Below are 15,228 nucleotides of genomic sequence, written 5' to 3' on the forward strand. Positions count from 1 at the left end.
GCTCGCACGTAAAGCAACGTGTAGAAAGCGTAAAGAATCGTAAAGAGTGCAAATTGACGAATAGTTAGCAGTTATTATTTAGGTGTAAACAACACAACAAGGTTCTCCCTATGGCAAATATCCTTCTTATTGATGACGACACGGAACTGACCAGTCTATTAAAAGACATTTTAAGCTTTGAAGGCTTTACAGTAACGGAAGCCAACGATGGTTACGCCGGTCTCGAGGCCATCAATAACGACATCGACCTTATTTTGTTAGATGTGATGATGCCTAAGCTCAATGGGATGGAGACGCTCAAGAAGTTGCGTGAGTCCTGGGAGACCCCAGTATTAATGCTGACCGCGAAAGGTGAAGAGATCGATCGCGTGATTGGACTTGAGCTCGGTGCTGATGACTACCTACCAAAGCCATTCAGTGATCGTGAACTGCTGGCGCGCATTCGTGCCATATTGCGACGTACTCAATCAAACAATAGCGCAGAGAAAACAACCAGCAGCGATTGTGTCCGCTACCAAGACTTAGCAGTGTACCCAGGCAAGCAAGAAGCTTACTGCAATGAGCAACTGCTGGATCTCACCACCACTGAGTTCGCCTTGCTGAGCCACCTGATTCAAAACCCGGGACAAGTGATCACCAAAGAGTCACTCAGTTTAGATGTTCTCGGAAAAAGATTGGCTGCCTTTGACCGTGCGATTGATATGCACATCTCTAACTTGAGAAAGAAAGTTCCAGAACGCCCTGACGGCAAAGCACGCATTAAGACCTTGCGTGGCCGTGGCTACCTATTTGTTGAGGAAGATTAATGCGCTTACCTAAAATCACCAGCTTATATGGACGTATCTTTGCTATTTTTTGGTTCACCATGTTACTGGTGCTTTTATCAGTGCTCTCTCTGCCACACCTAGATCCGCGCGTTGCACGAGATGTTCCTGCAGAACACTACGACAAACTCACTCGTATCGCTAAGGCGACCGAAAAACGCTTCGCGGGTGAAGACAACCTTGGCAAGATTATTTTTCAGCTTGAGGGACCACCTCGCAGCCGCAAAGACTCTCGCCCACGCATCTACCTGACCGATTTAGATGGCAGTGTCTTAACCACCAAGCGCCACTCTAACTACAAGGTCAAAGCGATCCGCAACTTTGTGACCACGATTGATAACCCAGAAGTACCCAAGCAGAAACTGTATGGACATTACATGGTGGCAGGCCCGGTTCCTGTGGTATTGGCCAATGAAGACCTGATGATGTACGTCAGTGTTAAGTGGAATCAACCGCCACCTTTCCTATTAAGATTGTTCGATAAACCACTGCAGCTGCTCCTCGCGGTAATGCTTGCTAGTACCCCGCTGCTATTATGGCTGGCTTGGGCACTCAGCCAGCCAGCTCGACGACTAGAACGCGCCGCTCAACGAGTAGCGAAAGGCGAGTTTGAGGTCGACCCAACCCTTGAAAAAGGGACTTCTGAGTTCCGCCAAGCAGGGGAAAGCTTCAACCAGATGGTCGAGGCCGTTAATCAGATGATCTCTGGGCAACAGCGATTGCTTTCAGACATCTCACACGAACTGCGATCGCCTTTAACACGCCTAAGAATGGCCAATGCACTCGCTATTCGTAAGCAGGGCGAAAGCCAAGAGTTGGAGCGTATTGATACTGAAGCGCAGCGATTGGAGCAGATGATCAGTGAACTGCTGACGTTGTCGCGTATGCAGGTTGATAGTCATATCACACGTGAGATTCAGCCACTTTCGAGCCTATGGGAAGAGATCCTAAAAGATGCGGAATTCGAAGCAGAGCAGATGAGCAAGAGCCTCACCTTCTCTGAGATTCCAGAACGTTCGATCTCTGGTAACCCTAAGCTATTGATGAGCGCGCTTGATAACATCATCCGCAATGCCATCTACTATGGTAAAGATAAGGTCGATGTACAGATGAGCGTCAAGCAAGACCAGCTGACGATTCAGGTCAATGATAATGGTGATGGTGTCCCAGAGGCGGAGCTTGAATCGATATTCCGACCATTCTATCGAGTCTCAACCGCGCGCGACCGAAACTCTGGAGGCACAGGACTAGGACTAACCATCACTGAAAGTGCGATTCGCCAGCACAGTGGTACCATCACAGCCAGTCGTAGCTCATTGGGTGGGTTGCAGGTCGAAATCACTCTGCCGATCATACCTTTGTAATAACCTTACAAAGATCTAGTTGATAATAGATCTCATTATCATTAAGGTAAATCCTCTAATTAAGGAGGATTTACCATGTCACACACCTTTCCAGAACTGCCATATGCTTACGATGCTTTAGAGCCTTACATTGATGCTAAAACAATGGAGGTTCACTACAGTAAGCACCATAGAACCTATTACGATAAGTTCATGGCAGCGATTTCAGGTACCGATTTAGAGACACAGCCTCTCACAGAAATTTTTGCCAACATTTCTAAGCATTCACCAGCAGTACGTAATAACGGTGGTGGCTACTACAACCACATCCTTTACTGGAACTGCATGTCTAAAGATGGTGGCGGCGAACCGAGTGGTGATCTAGCCAAAGACATTCTTGCAACGTTTGGTGACTTCGAGAGCTTTAAAGATCAGTTCGCTCAAGCCGCTATCAACACCTTTGGCTCGGGCTTCGCTTGGCTTGTCGTTAAAGATGGTGCGCTGAAAATCGTCTCTACGTCTAACCAAGATAACCCTTGGATGGACGCAGTAGATAACCAAGGTGAGCCTATTCTAGCGCTCGACGTTTGGGAACACGCTTACTACATCAGTTACCAGAACCGCCGTCCTGACTACATCAATGCATGGTGGAATGTCGTGAACTGGGATGCCGTTGCAGAAAACTACGCACAGGCACTAGCAAACAAAGCGTAATCATTCGGTGGCAACTGTACTCACTCAGTCTGCCACCGTATACTCAAGCTACTTTTTATCTATCTAGTGAACCAGTATGTTTGATATCGCGCTTTACGAACCTGAAATTGCACCTAACACAGGTAACATCATTCGCCTTTGTGCTAACTGTGGTGCCAACCTACACCTGATTGAACCGCTCGGTTTTGATTTAGAAGAGAAAAAGGTACGCCGCGCTGGTTTGGACTACCACGACCTCGCTCGCGTAAAGCGTCACAAGAACCTTGAAGCATTTCTAGAGTATCTAGAGAACGAACGCGAGGGTGAGTTCCGTATCTTCGCCTGCACAACAAAAACCACAGGCCATCACGTAGATGCGAAGTTCCAACAAGGTGATGTTCTGATGTTTGGCCCTGAAACGCGCGGCCTGCCAGCAGAGTTAATTGAAAGCATGCCAATGGAGCAGCGTATCCGCATTCCAATGATGCCAGACGCTCGCAGCCTGAACCTATCGAATGCGGTTGCGATCATTGCATTTGAAGCGTGGCGACAAATGGGCTTTGAAGGCGCAGTTTAAGTAAGAACAATCGACTTAGACGACAGTGCTCTTAAGCGGCAATAAAAAAGGCTCTCTCCTTTTGTTCTATTAAAGAATAAAGGAGAGAGCCTTTTTGATGATGAGATAGAGATTAGTTCAAACGGTTACGGTCGTTGTTATCGTCGTCTTTCTTCTCAAACTCACCTTCAAAGGTGTTGCCGCCTTTTGATTGGTCAAATGGGTCTTGCTTAAACGAACCTGAGTTAAACGGGTCTTCACCAAATGGACTCTGACCAAAACCAGCATGACCACCTGCGTGGAAGCTACCTGATACATTCTTAACGACCATTTTCTCCATCAACTTTTTCGCGATTGCTGCGCGTGGTGCTGGCAGTAGCACCAACATACCTAGCGCATCGGTCATAAAGCCCGGCGTTAATAGCAGTACACCCGCCACCGCAAGCATCACGCCTTCAAGGATTTGTTGCGCTGGCATCTCGCCCTGCTGCAAACGACCTTGAACCGACATTAAAGTCTGGATCCCTTGGCTGCGCACCAGCGATGCACCGACAAATGCAGTCACTAATACCAAGGCGATAGTTGGCCACAATCCTAAGAAGCCACCAACTTGAATAAATAAGCCGATCTCAATGATAGGCACAAAGATAAACAGTAATAATAAGATAGGAAACACAAGCCCTCCTTTGTTGTGTTCAGTGTACGTTGAAAGCTCTCACGAACTCAAATTTATCCTGTAAATAAGCGTGTCCCGCCCTCAAAAAATAGTTTGCACAAGATTGACGAAACAAAAGCAAAAAAGGTGATCAACTTACTATTTTTATGCGCTAGGTACAGTATTATGTGCCACATAAGTCAGGACGGATTTATCAGCCTAAAATTCTGGTGAACGGAGTTTCGCGTAAAGAATAGGCTAATAACTAATTATATTATCAGAATAATTCTCTAAGGATCCTGTTATGGCTACCCAATCTAAAGCTCCTGTTGAAGCTCCTCAAGCCACTCGTCTCGAAGAAGATCTATTAGGTCAACGTCATGTTCCGGCAGATGCTTACTACGGCATCCACACTCTACGCGCTATCGAAAACTTTAACATCTCAAGTGTAACTATCTCAGACGTACCTGAGTTCGTGCGCGGTATGGTGATGACTAAGAAGGCTGCGGCTTTAGCAAACAAAGAGTTAGGTGTAATTCCAAGTGAAGTCGCGAAGCACATCATTGCGGCATGTGACCTTATCCTAGATACGGGTAAGTGCATGGACCAATTCCCGTCAGATGTTTTCCAAGGCGGCGCTGGTACTTCTGTAAACATGAACGCAAACGAAGTGGTTGCGAACGTGGCTCTTGAACTTATGGGCAAAGAGAAAGGCCAATACGAGTTCATCAATCCAAATGACCACGTAAACAAGAGTCAATCAACCAACTGTGCATATCCAACAGGCTTCCGTATCTCTGTTTACAACAGCGTACGTAAGCTTATCGATGCTATCGAATACCTGAAAGGTGCATTCGAGCTTAAGAGCCAAGAGTTCAACACCGTTCTTAAGATGGGTCGTACTCAACTGCAAGATGCAGTACCAATGACAGTGGGCCAAGAGTTCCACGCATGGGCAGTAACGATCAATGAAGAGATCAAGAACCTAGAGTACACATCAAAGCTTCTTCTAGAAGTAAACCTAGGTGCAACTGCGATCGGTACTGGTCTAAACGCAGCACAAGGTTACCAAGAGCTAGCAGTTAAACACCTTGCTGAAGTAACTGGCCTAGAGGTTTCTCCAGCAGAAGACCTAATCGAAGCAACTTCAGACTGTGGTGCATACGTAATGACCCACGGTGCACTAAAACGCCTAGCGGTTAAACTGTCTAAGATCTGTAACGACCTACGTCTACTTTCTTCTGGTCCGCGTGCTGGCCTAAACGAATTGAACCTTCCAGAGCTTCAAGCAGGTTCTTCAATCATGCCAGCTAAAGTAAACCCAGTCGTGCCTGAAGTAGTAAACCAAGTGTGCTTCAAAGTACTAGGTAACGACAACACGGTTTCTTTCGCAGCAGAAGGCGGTCAGCTTCAATTGAACGTGATGGAGCCGGTAATCGCGCAAAGCATGTTTGAGTCTTTAGACATTCTAACCAATGCTTGTGTGAACCTACGTGACAAGTGTGTTGACGGCATCACTGTGAACAAAGAAGTGTGTGAAGCACACGTGTTTAACTCTATCGGTATCGTGACTTACCTAAACCCGTACATTGGCCACCACGAGGGTGACATCGTTGGTAAGATTTGTGCAGAAACTGGTAAGAGTGTCCGCGATGTGGTTTTAGAGCGTGGTCTTCTCACTGAAGAAGAACTTGATGACATTTTCTCAGTTGAAAACTTGATGCGTCCTCAGTATAAAGGCAAACGCTACGAGTAAGTTTAAATGTAGGGCTCCCAACGGAGCCCTTTTTTAGTCCCGAAAACGATTAACCATAAATTTTAAGTGGTTTTATAGCGAGACAAATTCTTACAATGGCTTCTAGCCAAGGTTCTATTATTTGAACACTCAGTGGCGAGTTTTCAGATAATAAAATCTAAAAATGAGGTGTTACTATGATTGCAGTAGAACTATTCGTTGTCCTACTCTTTATCTTTTTAGGGGCCAGAATTGGCGGTATTGGTATCGGTTTTGCCGGCGGTGCGGGTGTTATCGCTCTGTCGCTAATCCTTGGCGTTCCAACCAGTCAATCTTTTATCCCTATCGACGTTATTCTGATCATCATGTCGGTTATCACTGCGATTGCTGCTATGCAAGTCGCAGGCGGTATGGACTGGTTGGTTCAGATTGCAGAAAACTTTTTACGCAAACATCCTGAACGCATAACTTTTTATGCTCCTATCGTGACGTTCTTGATGACATTGATGGCGGGCACGGGTCACACAGCGTTCTCAACACTGCCTGTGATTGCAGAAGTTGCTAAAGGCCAAGGTGTTCGTCCATCTCGTCCACTATCGATTGCGGTTGTCGCGTCTCAGATTGCGATCACAGCTTCTCCAATCTCAGCGGCGGTTGTTGCTTTTGCTGCGATGCTAGCGCCGTTCGGTGTTGATTACTTAACACTGCTGATGGTTTGTATTCCTACAACCTTCATCGCTTGTATGGTTGGTGCTGTTGTTGCGAACTATATGGGCAGCGAACTTAAAGACGATCCTGTATACCAAGAGCGTCTAGAGAAAGGTCTAATCAAACTAGCGACAGAAGAGAAACGTGAGATTCTGCCAACAGCGAAGAAAGCGACTTACATCTTCCTAGCGGCTATCGGCTTTGTTGTTTGCTACGCGGCGGCGATCTCTAGCTCTGTGGGTCTGATTGAAAACCCAGCGCTAGGTCGTAACGAAGCGATCATGTCTGTGATGCTAGCAGCAGCGGCGGCGATTGTACTGTTCACGAAAATCGATGCGGCGAAGATCTCTTCAGCACCAACATTCCGCTCTGGTATGACAGCATGTGTATGTGTACTTGGTGTGGCTTGGTTGGGCTCAACGTTTGTAAACGCACACGTTGCAGAGATCAAAGACGTAGCAGGTGCTCTACTATCTGATTACCCTTGGATGCTGGCACTGGTTCTATTCTTTGCTTCTATGCTGCTTTACTCTCAAGGTGCAACCACTGTTGCTCTTATGCCTGCAGCACTGGCAATTGGCGTAGCGCCTCTTACTGCGGTGGCGTCATTTGCAGCAGTAAGTGCACTGTTTGTTCTGCCAACTTACCCAACTCTGCTTGCAGCGGTTGAGATGGATGACACAGGCTCGACTCGCATCGGCAACCTTGTATTCAACCACCCATTCTTTATCCCGGGTGTGGTGACTATCGCGACAGCAGTTGCGCTAGGTTTTGGCTTCGGTGGCTTGTTCATCTAATCAGAATCAATCTGTTATTTTTAAAAGGAAGCCTCGGCTTCCTTTTTTATTATCGGTTTCCTAAAGACAAGCCCGATATAACGAAAACATTTTTATAATAAAATCGGCAATTTGAAACTTATTAGTCAGCAATAAGGTCTGATTAAGTTAATATCGCTGTTAACTTAATCAAGATGACTTCACTTATGCGCGCATTTCTCATCACGCTGTGTGTTGGACTGCTTAGTTTGTCCCATTCAGCCTATGCTCTCTTTGGCAATAACGACCAAGGACTTGAACTCGACTCAGCCAATAGCTTTGTTCCTGTTGATCAGGCATTCCCTTTTAATTACTACCAGCAAGACGGCAAGATCCTCATAGACTGGCAAGTAAAAGAGGGCTACTACCTCTATCAACACAGTCTTGATTTTACAGGCCAAAATCTCGCTATCGGCCCTGTAGAGATGGAAAACGGACAACCATACCAAGATGAGTTTTTTGGTGAGGTGAGCATTTATACGCAACCGCTATTTGTGCAAGTCCCACTGCAGAGCTACCAAGATGGCTCGCAGCTTGTCGTTAAGTACCAGGGCTGTGCCAAAGCGGGTTTCTGTTACCCACCTGAAATTCGTGTCATCGACATCGAGCCATTCACACCGTCGGCAGATGTCGCGAATACAGCAAATGCCTCTGCTAAGACTGAGGTATCAACACAACCAACTTCAGCCCCTATCGCAGAAGAGCGCAGCGCGGCTCCAGTTTCAAAAGAAGCTGGCCTTGCTGAACAGCTCGGTGACAGTTGGTGGACACCGCTGCTATTCCTAGCTCTTGGTGTTGGTCTCGCCTTCACACCATGTGTCCTGCCTATGTACCCGATTCTGACTGGCATTGTGTTGGGTGGCGGTAAGCTAAGCCAAGGCCGTGCACTGATGCTGTCATTCATCTATGTGCAAGGTATGGCGCTCACCTACACCTTGCTTGGTCTTGTTGTGGCATCTGCAGGTATGCAGTTCCAAGCGGCGATGCAGCACCCTTATGTACTGATTGGCTTAAGTGTTCTATTCGTGGCATTGGCACTGTCGATGTTTGGCGTCTACAACCTGCAACTTCCAAGCAGTGTTCAGACTTGGCTCAACAACCAAAGCAATAAGCAGCAAGGCGGCAACACCTTAGGCGTGTTTGCGATGGGTGCGATCTCTGGTTTAGTGTGCTCACCATGTACTACAGCCCCGCTATCTGGTGCTCTACTTTACGTGGCACAAAGTGGCGATCTGTTTACAGGTGGTATTGCTCTGTATGCATTGGCAATGGGCATGGGTATCCCACTGATGCTCGTCGCGGTATTCGGCAATAAATTGCTACCGAAAGCCGGCAGCTGGATGGACAAGGTCAAAATTGTATTTGGCTTTATTCTACTGGCAGCGCCTATCTTCCTATTAGAGCGCATTCTTCCTGAGCTTTGGGCAACTGTATTGTGGTCAGCGCTTGGCTTTGTGGCCTTTGGTTGGTTGTATCACAGCAAAAACTCCCTGCCGTTTGGTGGCTGGAAACAGAGCGCAGTCGGCATCATTGCTATGCTTGGGCTATTCGCATCGGCTCAACCGGCCCTGAACTACTGGTTTGCAGAAAAAAGTGTCGAGCAGACTGCTCAAATTGAGTTTGCGCGTATCAATACCGTTGAAGAGCTTGAGATCCAGCTTATCGAAGCGAAGAAGTTAGGTAAGCCGGTGATGCTCGATTTCTATGCCGACTGGTGTGTCGCGTGTAAAGAGTTTGAGAAGTACACCTTCCACCAAGCCGATGTTGAAAACAAGCTTTCTGGTTTTGTTCTGCTGCAAGCTGATGTGACCAAAAATTTACCTCAAGATATTGAACTGCTTAAACAAATGCAGGTCCTTGGTTTACCAACTATTGAGTTCTGGGACGGTAAGGGTAACCATGTTCCAAATGCTCGTGTGACCGGTTTTATGAACGCTGCAACCTTCTTAAAACACATGCAAAGCCACCAGCTATAACAGCACTGCGTTGATAAAATACAAGCCACGTTTTATTTCTCAAATGAGAACTGAAACGTGGCTTTTACATTTTTATAAAACCTTTCCATACTCGCCTCTCAGCAAAAGTGGATATGCTTCAGACTTTTAGTGCATAAATATTGTCCGCATAGTCAATCGGGTCAATAATAAATGTTAACTAAATTGTTAAAAGTATGAACGTCATGGACTCGACCTATACCATCATCATTGCTGATGACCACCCTCTGTTTCGTAACGCCTTGTTTCAGTCAGTGCATATGGCGATCAGTGGCGCGAACCTTCTAGAAGCGGACTCTCTGGACGCTTTGTTGACACTTCTCAAAAAAGAAGACGAGCCAGATCTGCTGCTGCTCGACCTCAAAATGCCGGGTGCCAACGGCATGTCCGGTTTGATTCAGCTACGTGCTGAGTACCCAGATTTACCTATTGTTGTTATTTCTGCCAGCGAGGATGCTAGCGTTGTGACTCAGGTGAAGAGCCATGGTGCATTTGGCTTTATCCCTAAATCGAGTGATATGCGCGAGCTGGTGAGTGCTCTCAATCAAGTATTGAACGGCGACCCATTCTTCCCAGAAGGCTTGATCACCAATAACGCAGCTTGCAGCGACTTAGCAGAAAAGATTGCAACCCTAACGCCACAGCAATACAAGGTATTGGGCATGCTCTCTGATGGTCTACTTAACAAACAAATTGCTTACGAGCTCAATGTTTCTGAAGCAACCATCAAAGCTCATATGACCGCTATCTTCCGCAAACTAGATGTGAAAAACCGTACTCAGGCGGTGATCTTGTTACAGCAAATGGAAACAGAAAGTTAGGCTATTTTCGTAACATCTCACACAGTGATGACTTAAAAGGAATAATAGCCGCTATAATCTAAAGGCTGCAGATTAGCGGCCTTATCCCTCTGTCATTAACTCTGGGAGATTTTCCTTGCTTACTAGTATCATCATTACTCAGTTTGTTGTTCTTTGGGCGGTCATCGACCCAATTGGCTCCGTTCCTGTTTACCTATCACAAACACAGCACCTCACACCAAAACAGCGCCGCGCCGTTGCCCTTAAGGCGATCGCCATCGCAACCGGTGTACTACTCTTTTTCCTTATCGCAGGCCAACTGCTTCTTGAAGCGATGCAGATTCCATTACCCGCTTTCCAAGCTGCCGGTGGATTGGTGCTGCTGTTATTCGCATTAACCATGATTTTTGGTGAGAGCAAACCAGAGCAAGAACAGAAAATCTCAGAAGAGGTGTGCAGTAAGCAACTCGCGGATCTCGCGGTCTACCCACTGGCGATCCCTTCCATTGCCTCACCCGGCGCCATGATGGCGATTGTGATGTTGACGGACAATAACCGCTACTCACTGATTGACCAGAGCATTACCGCAGGGGTTATGGTGTTGGTGCTTGTTATCACCTTGCTGCTGCTACTGGGCGCCACTAAGATTCAGAAGGTGATTGGTAATGTCGGTGCCGCAATCATCAGCCGTGTCATGGGTTTGATTCTAGCGGCGGTTGCGGTAAATAACCTTCTGATGGGTATCAAAGACTTCTACCTGTAAGGCTTACTTGCAAACATTAATTGCTCTCAGCCTTTGTTGGATGAGGGCAATTCCACTCCCTCATTTCCCCAAACACTCCTGCGAAGAACTGAATCTGCATCGACAGAATAAAAATCATCCTCCTTTTGAGTTTTATCTCATCAAAAATCGACATTTCGTTAGACCTTTGGCTAATTTAACAACATTGCAACATCACACTTTTGGGTCAAGGTGCGTTGTAAGCCCCATAAAACAAAGACTTCCTGCTCTTTTCGCCCCGACTAAAGTTGCACAGATCCCTTGACCTCCCCTTGCTATATTTCAAATCGTAACATTACGTTAACACAAACATTCTACGGAATCGGAAGAAAGGAGAAGGCAATGGCGTTCGAATCAACAGAACATGCTCAAGCCTATTGGAAGGAAAACTTGGGAATTATGGGGACCCTGCTGGCCATCTGGTTTGCAGTGTCTTACGGCGCAGGCATCTTATTTGTCGATGCGCTTAACACCGTACAACTAGGCGGTTTCAAGCTAGGGTTTTGGTTCGCTCAACAAGGGTCGATCTACACCTTTGTCGCCTTAATCTTTGTTTACGTAGTGCGTATGAATGCGCTCGACAAGAAATACAACGTACAGGAAGACTAGAGGTTTAGAACATGGATATTCAAACTTGGACGTTTATTCTCGTCGGCATCACTTTTGCACTCTACATCGGTATTGCTATCTGGGCTCGTGCTGGCTCAACCAGTGAGTTCTACGTTGCAGGCGGTGGTGTACACCCAGTAGCAAACGGCATGGCAACAGCCGCGGACTGGATGTCAGCAGCATCATTCATCTCAATGGCAGGTATCATCTCATTCGTTGGCTACGACGGTGCGGTATACCTAATGGGTTGGACAGGTGGTTATGTACTACTTGCACTCTGTTTAGCACCTTACCTGCGTAAGTTCGGTCAGTTTACGGTTCCCGATTTCATCGGTGAACGTTACTACTCGAAAACAGCGCGTATGGTAGCAGTATTCTGTGCGATCTTCGTATCATTCACGTACGTTGCAGGCCAGATGCGTGGTGTAGGCGTTGTATTCTCACGTTTCCTAGAGGTTGATATCAACCTAGGTATCATCATCGGTATGGGTATTGTGTTCTTCTACGCAGTACTTGGCGGCATGAAAGGCATCACTTATACGCAGGTAGCTCAATTCTGTGTCCTCATTTTCGCTTTCCTTGTGCCAGCTATCTTTACCTCAATCATGATGACAGGTAACCCGCTTCCACAAATCGGTATGGGTTCAACTATCTCAGGAACGGACGTTTACCTACTCGATAAACTGGATGGGTTAACCGAAGAGCTCGGATTTACCGCCTATACCGAAGGTAATAAGAGCATGGTGGATGTATTCTTCATCTGTGCAGCTCTAATGGTGGGTACAGCGGGTCTACCACACGTAATCATCCGTTTCTTCACGGTACCAAAAGTACGTGATGCACGTATCTCAGCAGGTTGGGCACTACTGTTCATCTCACTACTTTACACAACAGCACCAGGTGTAGCGGCGTTTGCTCGTGTAAACATGATTGAGACAATCAACGGTCCTGACATGCAAGGTGTTCCAGCAGCAGAAGCACCAAGCTGGTACAAAAACTGGGAAAGCACTGGTCTAGTAGGCTGGGAAGATAAGAATGGCGATGGCAAGATGTTCTACTCGGGCGATGAGCGCAACGAGATGAAGATCAACCGTGACATCATCGTACTGGCTTCTCCAGAGCTTGCGAAACTACCAAACTGGGTTGTAGCACTACTGGCAGCCGGTGGCCTTGCAGCCGCACTATCAACAGCAGCAGGTCTACTACTGGTAATCTCAACATCCATCTCGCATGACTTGTTGAAGAAAGGGTTTAGACCAAACATGAGCGACAAGCAGGAGTTGTTAGCCGCTCGTCTGGCAGCAATGGTCGCGATTATTGGTGCAGGTTACTTGGGTATTAACCCACCAGGCTTCGTGGCACAGGTAGTAGCGTTTGCATTCGGCTTAGCCGCAGCATCCTTCTTCCCAGCGATTATCCTAGGTATCTTCTACAAGAAGATGAACAAGGAAGGTGCGATTGCAGGTATGTTGGCAGGTATCCTATTCACAGCGTCATACATCATCTACTTCAAGTTCATCAACCCAGCAGCAAGCACGCCAGACAACTGGTGGTTCGGTATCAGCCCAGAGGGCATCGGTACGCTAGGTATGTGTCTGAACTTTGTAGTATCTATCGCGGTGAACAAGGTTACAGCTGAAGTACCACAAGATGTACAAGAGATGGTAGAGAACATCCGTTACCCTAAAGGTGCTGGTGCAGCTCACGACCACTAAGCAACAACTCTCGCAAGAGACTAAAACAAACCAGTGCTTATATTGTAGGGATTAGGTACTGGTTCTCAGAAAGCCGATGCGTCATGTATCGGCTTTTTCTTTTTGTCCCGCCATTTATGAAAAGAAAGGGTTGTTTTTAATACATCATTTGATAATAATTATCATTAACATCTAATTAACGATGGTGAGAGATTAATGCAGCAACAGCAACTTATCTATTCCACTTTTTACAAAGCACAAGACCGTTTTCTCGCTTCCGATGTGGTTGAGGGATATGAGCCATCAACAATCCAAAGCTATATCGACTGCAGTCTAGAGCTTGCGCTTCAGTATGAAAAAGATAGTGAGCATGAAAACATTCTGCTGTGCGAACTGTTCCTCCGTCAGCTGTTCTTTCACCTAATAGAAGCCATCGAATCACCACAACGCAGCCTGACATTTCGTCGTGTTTGTCTTGATTTGATCCACACGCCTCTATTTTGTTTAAAGCGTCATTACTACCAACAACCTAACGGTAAACAGAAGTATTTACCGCTCCAACAAACCCTACAACAAGTCCAAGCTCCACTTGGCTAACAAGGATCCAGCATGACCCAAGAATTTCGAATCGAAAAAGACAGCATGGGTGAAGTAAAAGTGCCAGCCAATGCACTTTACCAAGCACAAACCCAGCGCGCCGCTGATAACTTCTCTTTCAGTTCGCACACAATGCCTGCAAGCTTCATTCAAGCACTCGCTTTCATCAAACAGGCCGCAGCTAACACCAATGCACAATTGGGTCATCTTGAGGGCGATATTGCTCACGCAATTATCGATGCGAGCCAAGAGATCATCGATGGCCAACACCTTGAACAGTTCCCTGTCGATGTCTATCAAACGGGTTCCGGCACCAGCTCGAACATGAATGCCAATGAGGTTATCGCAACGCTGGCCTCACGTGCACTGCAAGGTGACGTTAGCCCAAACGACCATGTAAATATGGGGCAAAGCAGTAACGATGTTGTACCGACAGCAATCCAGGTCAGCGTAGCATTAACGGTAGAGAAGCAACTACTGCCAGCCCTTGCACACTTGTCAGATGTGTTAGCCACTAAACAGATGCAGGTTGCCGACGTGGTCAAGACAGGTCGCACTCATCTAATGGATGCCATGCCAATCACTCTCGCTCAGGAATTAGGTGGTTGGAAATTCCAAATTGACCATGCAAAACAAGGCATTGAATCGAGCTTGGAGGCAGTAAAAGCACTCGCTCAGGGCGGAACAGCCGTCGGAACCGGGATCAACGCCGATCCGCGATTTGCAGATGCCTTCGCGCACAACCTGTCTCAAACGACGAAATTGCAATTCAGTTCGAGCGAAAACTTCTTCTTTAATCTCAGCAGCCAAGATGCGATCGTTGCCCTATCTGGACAGCTTAAAACCGCAGCAGTTGCGATCATGAAGATCGCAAACGATCTTCGCTGGATGAACTCTGGTCCATTGGCTGGCCTTGGCGAAATTGAACTCCAAGCTCTGCAGCCAGGTTCTTCTATCATGCCAGGTAAAGTAAATCCTGTGATTCCAGAAGCTGCAGCAATGGCGGCAGCGCAAGTGATTGGTAACGACACCACCATCACAGTCGCTGGTCAATCTGGCAACTTCCAACTCAATGTGATGTTACCTGTCATTGCACACAATGTGCTTGAGAGCATCGAACTACTGAGCAACAGCTCGGTGGCACTGGCAGATAAAGCTGTAGCTACCTTCACCGTTCGTCAAGATAACCTTGATGAAGCCCTCGCGAAGAACCCGATTCTAGTGACGGCGCTCAACCCAGTTATTGGTTACCTAAAAGCCGCAGACATCGCCAAAAAGGCGTATAAAGAAGGCCTGCCAATCCTAGATGTAGCCGAGCGTGAAACCGACATCCCACGTGATGAGCTAGCAAGCTTATTGAACCCAAGTCAGCTGACTAAAGGCGGAATTGCCGGCTAAGTAAAGCCCAATAAAAAAGCGAAGCC

At 47.0% G+C, this 15,228-nt stretch carries 14 protein-coding genes; 13 read left to right on the plus strand and 1 reads right to left on the minus strand.

Annotation, left to right across the window (positions count from 1 at the left end):
• Positions 1 to 110 precede the first annotated feature (110 nt).
• The 4 genes from FIV04_RS13855 to trmL all read left to right on the plus strand — a co-directional run bounded on the left by FIV04_RS13855 (position 111) and on the right by trmL (position 3,437).
• Positions 111 to 806 (plus strand): response regulator, encoded by a 696-nt coding sequence (locus tag FIV04_RS13855; protein WP_152469401.1) that lies wholly within the window; start codon positions 111 to 113, stop codon positions 804 to 806.
• Positions 806 to 2,188: an envelope stress sensor histidine kinase CpxA gene (gene cpxA, locus FIV04_RS13860; protein ID WP_152469402.1), complete on the plus strand. Its 1,383-nt coding sequence runs from the start codon at positions 806 to 808 to the stop codon at positions 2,186 to 2,188. Before FIV04_RS13855 ends, cpxA begins: the two co-directional genes overlap by 1 nt.
• 75 nt (positions 2,189 to 2,263) lie before the next feature.
• Positions 2,264 to 2,881 (plus strand): superoxide dismutase, encoded by a 618-nt coding sequence (locus tag FIV04_RS13865; protein WP_152469403.1) that lies wholly within the window; start codon positions 2,264 to 2,266, stop codon positions 2,879 to 2,881.
• Between the two features lie 76 nt (positions 2,882 to 2,957).
• Positions 2,958 to 3,437, plus strand: coding sequence for a tRNA (uridine(34)/cytosine(34)/5-carboxymethylaminomethyluridine(34)-2'-O)-methyltransferase TrmL (gene trmL / locus FIV04_RS13870; RefSeq protein WP_032549953.1), 480 nt, complete (start codon positions 2,958 to 2,960; stop codon positions 3,435 to 3,437).
• A 112-nt stretch (positions 3,438 to 3,549) separates the two neighbouring features.
• On the opposite strand, the gene FIV04_RS13875 is transcribed toward trmL, so the two are convergent.
• Positions 3,550 to 4,092 carry an FxsA family protein gene (locus tag FIV04_RS13875; protein ID WP_152469405.1) on the minus strand — a complete coding sequence of 181 codons (543 nt, stop codon included), beginning with the start codon at positions 4,090 to 4,092 and terminating at the stop codon, positions 3,550 to 3,552.
• A 283-nt stretch (positions 4,093 to 4,375) separates the two neighbouring features.
• On the opposite strand from FIV04_RS13875, the gene aspA reads away from it, so the two are divergent.
• From aspA to FIV04_RS13920, 9 genes are all read left to right on the plus strand, one after another.
• Positions 4,376 to 5,827, plus strand: a complete 1,452-nt coding sequence (aspA, locus tag FIV04_RS13880; RefSeq protein ID WP_032549951.1) for an aspartate ammonia-lyase — start codon at positions 4,376 to 4,378, stop codon at positions 5,825 to 5,827.
• 176 nt (positions 5,828 to 6,003) lie between these two features.
• On the plus strand, positions 6,004 to 7,311 hold the full coding sequence (locus FIV04_RS13885; RefSeq protein WP_150869398.1) for an anaerobic C4-dicarboxylate transporter: 1,308 nt from the start codon (positions 6,004 to 6,006) through the stop codon (positions 7,309 to 7,311).
• Between the two features lie 185 nt (positions 7,312 to 7,496).
• Positions 7,497 to 9,305 (plus strand): protein-disulfide reductase DsbD, encoded by a 1,809-nt coding sequence (locus FIV04_RS13890; RefSeq protein ID WP_152469406.1) that lies wholly within the window; start codon positions 7,497 to 7,499, stop codon positions 9,303 to 9,305.
• 203 nt (positions 9,306 to 9,508) lie between these two features.
• A complete protein-coding gene (locus FIV04_RS13895) occupies positions 9,509 to 10,144 on the plus strand; it encodes a response regulator transcription factor (RefSeq protein WP_032549947.1) in 636 nt (211 codons plus the stop codon).
• A gap of 115 nt (positions 10,145 to 10,259) precedes the next feature.
• Positions 10,260 to 10,886, plus strand: coding sequence for a MarC family protein (locus FIV04_RS13900; RefSeq protein WP_032549946.1), 627 nt, complete (start codon positions 10,260 to 10,262; stop codon positions 10,884 to 10,886).
• Between the two features lie 360 nt (positions 10,887 to 11,246).
• Complete coding sequence (locus FIV04_RS13905) at positions 11,247 to 11,513, plus strand: DUF4212 domain-containing protein (RefSeq protein ID WP_032549944.1); 267 nt, start codon at positions 11,247 to 11,249, stop codon at positions 11,511 to 11,513.
• Positions 11,514 to 11,524: 11 nt separating this feature from the next.
• Positions 11,525 to 13,228, plus strand: a complete 1,704-nt coding sequence (locus FIV04_RS13910) for a sodium:solute symporter family protein (RefSeq protein WP_150869400.1) — start codon at positions 11,525 to 11,527, stop codon at positions 13,226 to 13,228.
• Between the two features lie 195 nt (positions 13,229 to 13,423).
• Positions 13,424 to 13,804 (plus strand): hypothetical protein, encoded by a 381-nt coding sequence (locus FIV04_RS13915; RefSeq protein ID WP_150869401.1) that lies wholly within the window; start codon positions 13,424 to 13,426, stop codon positions 13,802 to 13,804.
• 12 nt (positions 13,805 to 13,816) lie between these two features.
• Positions 13,817 to 15,202 carry a lyase family protein gene (locus tag FIV04_RS13920; RefSeq protein WP_152469407.1) on the plus strand — a complete coding sequence of 462 codons (1,386 nt, stop codon included), beginning with the start codon at positions 13,817 to 13,819 and terminating at the stop codon, positions 15,200 to 15,202.
• Positions 15,203 to 15,228 lie beyond the last annotated feature (26 nt).

The organism is Vibrio sp. THAF190c, from assembly GCF_009363355.1.
Classification (GTDB): domain Bacteria; phylum Pseudomonadota; class Gammaproteobacteria; order Enterobacterales; family Vibrionaceae; genus Vibrio; species Vibrio fortis_A.

Excerpts from the sequence above, each read along its gene's own strand:
- FIV04_RS13920 (WP_152469407.1), top strand. The coding sequence starts at position 13,817 with ATGACCCAAGAATTTCGAATCGAAAAAGACAGCATGGGTGAAGTAAAA.
- FIV04_RS13895 (WP_032549947.1), top strand. The coding sequence starts at position 9,509 with ATGGACTCGACCTATACCATCATCATTGCTGATGACCACCCTCTGTTT.
- FIV04_RS13915 (WP_150869401.1), top strand. The coding sequence starts at position 13,424 with ATGCAGCAACAGCAACTTATCTATTCCACTTTTTACAAAGCACAAGAC.
- FIV04_RS13905 (WP_032549944.1), top strand. The coding sequence starts at position 11,247 with ATGGCGTTCGAATCAACAGAACATGCTCAAGCCTATTGGAAGGAAAAC.
- cpxA (WP_152469402.1), top strand. The coding sequence starts at position 806 with ATGCGCTTACCTAAAATCACCAGCTTATATGGACGTATCTTTGCTATT.
- FIV04_RS13885 (WP_150869398.1), top strand. The coding sequence starts at position 6,004 with ATGATTGCAGTAGAACTATTCGTTGTCCTACTCTTTATCTTTTTAGGG.
- FIV04_RS13890 (WP_152469406.1), top strand. The coding sequence starts at position 7,497 with ATGCGCGCATTTCTCATCACGCTGTGTGTTGGACTGCTTAGTTTGTCC.
- FIV04_RS13865 (WP_152469403.1), top strand. The coding sequence starts at position 2,264 with ATGTCACACACCTTTCCAGAACTGCCATATGCTTACGATGCTTTAGAG.
- trmL (WP_032549953.1), top strand. The coding sequence starts at position 2,958 with ATGTTTGATATCGCGCTTTACGAACCTGAAATTGCACCTAACACAGGT.
- FIV04_RS13910 (WP_150869400.1), top strand. The coding sequence starts at position 11,525 with ATGGATATTCAAACTTGGACGTTTATTCTCGTCGGCATCACTTTTGCA.
- FIV04_RS13855 (WP_152469401.1), top strand. The coding sequence starts at position 111 with ATGGCAAATATCCTTCTTATTGATGACGACACGGAACTGACCAGTCTA.
- aspA (WP_032549951.1), top strand. The coding sequence starts at position 4,376 with ATGGCTACCCAATCTAAAGCTCCTGTTGAAGCTCCTCAAGCCACTCGT.